This is a genomic window from Pseudomonadota bacterium (assembly GCA_018242545.1).
Taxonomy (GTDB): Bacteria; Pseudomonadota; Alphaproteobacteria; order 16-39-46; family 16-39-46; genus 16-39-46.
Window position 1 is genome coordinate 1 of record JAFEBT010000098.1, and the last position, 3,737, is coordinate 3,737.

A 3,737-nucleotide genomic window follows, 5' to 3' on the forward strand; every position below is an offset into this window, starting at 1 on the left:
TCGGAAAGAAGAAAAGATTAAGAAGAATTCTAAAAATTCTTGGTGGGCGCTATAGAATTCGAACCTATGACCTACTGATTAAGAGTCAGCGAATGTTAGTGGAAAATATATCTACAAATTACTCACATTTGAATTAGTTATAATACTACACTACCTTTCTTTCAAAAAATAGTCATCAAAACAGATAGAGAATTTAAACCTTCTTGGGCCTATCCTACATACACCTCCATTATCTAGTGTAACATTTCAATAAAAAGGTTATATAAAAAATAATATTGGAATATAATCCTTCATAATATAGAAGATATTAGAGAGATGCAGAAGAATGTGTAAAACAAAAACCTGAAGGAAAAAGATGTAAAGCTGTTATTACGCCTAAGAAGAATCCTTTAAATCTTCCTGATTGTGACAAAGACCTTTTAGGTACATTATCTTATAAAGAATTTTTTTACTAAATTTAAGCAATATCGAGAAATTCAAGGCGAGTAACAAGACTGCTCAAAATTTTCTAGGCACAATTTATATAGAAAACGCAAAATTCCGAGCGTAAACTCAAAGATGAAAGTGCAGTAAACATAGCATCAAGCCACAGGAAGCCGTAAAAGTTCAGCGTTCTTCTGCAGTTATTTGATTTAATTGATGACACGCCCTTGATACGTCAAATATTAAACTTATGCGTCTTCAAGCAATTTAGTTTCTGTTCTAACATTAATATCACTATCGGGTGATGATACATCCCATGCAAATCCAACATTTCCACTTTGAAGGGTTGTAAATATTGGAAGTGTGGTTTCATATGTGGCATAAAGAACTTCTTTTTCCTCAGTTTTAGGTTTGGACGGTTTTAAAAGCGTTTTGGATTTTATTTTCGCGATTCCAGAAGGAATATCACTATCAAGCATTCCAAAAGTCCCTATTTCATGATGCTCTGTTAAGGGACGGTCTTGAGCCCAAATAAAAGCTGCTAATTTAGATACAATAGGTGCAGCAGGATGTTTATACCCTATATGTTGCCCTGCACTAATGACAGCATAAGAAGGGTTTATATTTTCAATCCATCCTAAATCATTTGTTCCATCTGTTTTTGCGCCATGATGACTTAGCAGCAAAATATCAGATTTTAAAACAACAGAAGGGGTCAATTTTTGAAGGTAGAGTTTTTTACGAATTTGATCTGTAACAAACTGAGGAGCATCTCCCGCAATCATTATGCTTTTATTTTGATAATGGAACCTTAAGACAATGCTGGAAAGATTTGGATCTGTTTTTTTGGAGTTTGCAGATGCAGAAGCTTCTTCGGAGCCTGTTGATAGAACCGTTGTGTCTTCCGGGATGCTGGAGTTCATTGCAAAAACTTTTAAGCCCCAGGGAGCCTCAGCAGGGATATTAAAAGAGACGGCTGAAGGCATAAAACCATAATCTTGAGCAAATAATTTCTCCTCTCCTAATCGCTCAATATTTGCCCGCCGAAACTCTAATATTTCGGCATCTGTCAGTTTGGGTGTATCCCCTTCTGTTTGGTAATCTTCTTTACTGCCCCCAAATAAATAAATTGGACGCACCGAAGAATTCGTTTTAAGTCTTCTTAAAATTTCACGGAGCCAGCCTACGTGGTCCTTATCAGCATGCGTGATTATAATGATTAAATTATAATGTCTTTCAGCACTCGTGGGGAGAGTACTTGCGGGAAGTGAAGAAGAAGGTTTTTCAGGATTCGTGGCAGGGGCACTCGCGGGAGGTGCAGAAGAAGGTTTTTCCACACTCGGAGGAGCACTCTTGGGAGGTATAGAAATATGATGAATAATGTCATCGGCAATTTCCTGTTGCCGTACAGTCGGGTCTACACCCGTATGCTCTGTGCTTCCAGAGTCAACTAAAATTGCAGGCCCGTCAGGCACATGGATAAGGGTTGAGTGTCCTTGTCCAACATGATAGAAGGTCGCGATAACATGACTATGTTTATCTAGACCTTCAAATAGAGTTCCCTGAGCTGAGGTAAAAACAAAGCTAAAGAGAAGAAAGATAAAGTTTTTTAGAGTTCTATTTTTAAAGAGCAATTCCAGCCTCTTTAAGTAAGAATTCTATATATTTTTCAAGCTCCTCTCCCTCTTTTGAATAGGGCCCTCCTAATGCATGAGTTTTGTGCATTTCTCTCTTATTTTTAAGGAATTTATATTTTTCAGAGGCTTTACGATAACTATGTTGATTCCCTGACTTTCCACTTAAAACATAATAATGAGCTGTTAATTGAGCGTCTTTAGGTTCTATAGATTGAGATTTTTTATGCCAATACAAACGTGCAAGCTTTTCATAAGCAGTTGATGTTTCAGCATACTCTAATAATTCAGATGGCTCTTTTAAAGGACTTTGAAAACGTTTATTGATATCTTCTAAGCGAACTCCGGTGGATGTATTGGTGACAACGTCATAAAGAGGTTCGTAAGCTCTTTTAACACCGTGCTCTATGGCTTTAATGTAATTTTCTAAAGCTTCCTCATATTTTCCTTGTGAGATACATAAGTTACCTTTATGAAAATAGCCCACGAAGGATCCTTCCTGAATGGCATCGTCTAATAACTGTTCTGATTTTTTATTTTCATGGGCCATTTGGGCAAAGTAAGCTTCATATAAAAGACTCAACGATGTTTTATGTAATTCATTAAATTGATGAACATGCTTTAAAGCTTTTATGACGGAGCCATTAGGGTCTGACAAGAGATATAAATACCAAAATGCGAGTCCTTTTTGAAAATCTGAAGTTTCGGAGCTTTGTATCATTTGTAAGAAATTTTCTTTTGCTTTTTGATCACAGCGCTCTGCATTTTCAAAGTCACCAAAAGCGGCAATGACACGACCTAAAAAATATTGAGCTACAGGGTCTCCCTCTTTCGAGCGCTCGGATAAATTTTTATGAACATCAGCGTTATTATACCAGTTACATTGCTCAATTATGAAAGGATCATCAGAGTCTGCGAGAGATTTCATTTGAATAGATGGTTTTTTTAGGGCGATGCGTTGCTTGTAAGGGGGAGACGAACGATCAAGTTCCATTGCAAAGGTATAACTAAAGAAAAAGATATTAAAAAGTAGTATTATTAAAATCTTCATTTGATAAGACCTTCTTTCTTAAAAAATAAACCTTCTAAAGAATATCATGTTTTTGAAATTAATTTCAAGAGCTTAAGAGTCACAACAGCAATTCCCGGAGAATAAAAAGATAACAAAAACAAAGAGTTTAAAAGAAAATAAAGATATTCTATAGAAGAGACTCTAACTTTTAGGGCCCTTCTTACTTCACTTTCATGCTTTTAAAGAAGATATATTGAAAATCTTCTATCTCTTCTTAATTATCAATTTAATTCATAACTTGCCAAGCTTCTTTTTTTTTAGAAAGAGGTCTTAAAAGGTAAGCCGGATGATAAATCGTAAAGCGGGGATGGGTGTCCCATTCTACGGGGTCTTGTCCATTGAGACGTACAACTAAGCTAAATTCTTTAATCTTTGTATCCCAAAACATAAGTACATTTTTAGAGTCAGGAACAATGCTTTCTACAAAACGCTTGGTAGTTTTTGGCATGGACAACCTTTTTTAAATGGTTAAAAAAAGAGTATGCCATACCATTCAAAAAAATCATCATATAGTTATCAAAATAACAAGAATCAGGTCAATTTTTAGATAATCTTTAAAAATCGGAAAGAAGAAAAGATTAAGAAGAATTCTAAAAATTCTTGGTGGG

At 35.5% G+C, this 3,737-nt stretch carries 3 protein-coding genes; all 3 read right to left on the reverse strand.

Features of this window, described 5'->3' with window-relative positions:
• Positions 1-671: 671 nt before the first annotated feature.
• The 3 genes from JSS34_08545 to JSS34_08555 all read right to left on the reverse strand — a co-directional run bounded on the left by JSS34_08545 (position 672) and on the right by JSS34_08555 (position 3,577).
• Positions 672-2,057 carry a hypothetical protein gene (locus JSS34_08545; GenBank protein ID MBS0186346.1) on the reverse strand — a complete coding sequence of 462 codons (1,386 nt, stop codon included), beginning with the start codon at positions 2,055-2,057 and terminating at the stop codon, positions 672-674.
• A complete protein-coding gene (locus tag JSS34_08550) occupies positions 2,047-3,108 on the reverse strand; it encodes a tetratricopeptide repeat protein (GenBank protein MBS0186347.1) in 1,062 nt (353 codons plus the stop codon). Before JSS34_08550 ends, JSS34_08545 begins: the two co-directional genes overlap by 11 nt.
• A gap of 247 nt (positions 3,109-3,355) precedes the next feature.
• Positions 3,356-3,577: a hypothetical protein gene (locus tag JSS34_08555; GenBank protein ID MBS0186348.1), complete on the reverse strand. Its 222-nt coding sequence runs from the start codon at positions 3,575-3,577 to the stop codon at positions 3,356-3,358.
• Between the last annotated feature and the right edge of the window lie 160 nt (positions 3,578-3,737).

Coding starts and splice junctions, on each gene's coding strand:
- JSS34_08550 (MBS0186347.1), bottom strand. CDS start 3,108: ATGAAGATTTTAATAATACTACTTTTTAATATCTTTTTCTTTAGTTAT.
- JSS34_08555 (MBS0186348.1), bottom strand. CDS start 3,577: ATGCCAAAAACTACCAAGCGTTTTGTAGAAAGCATTGTTCCTGACTCT.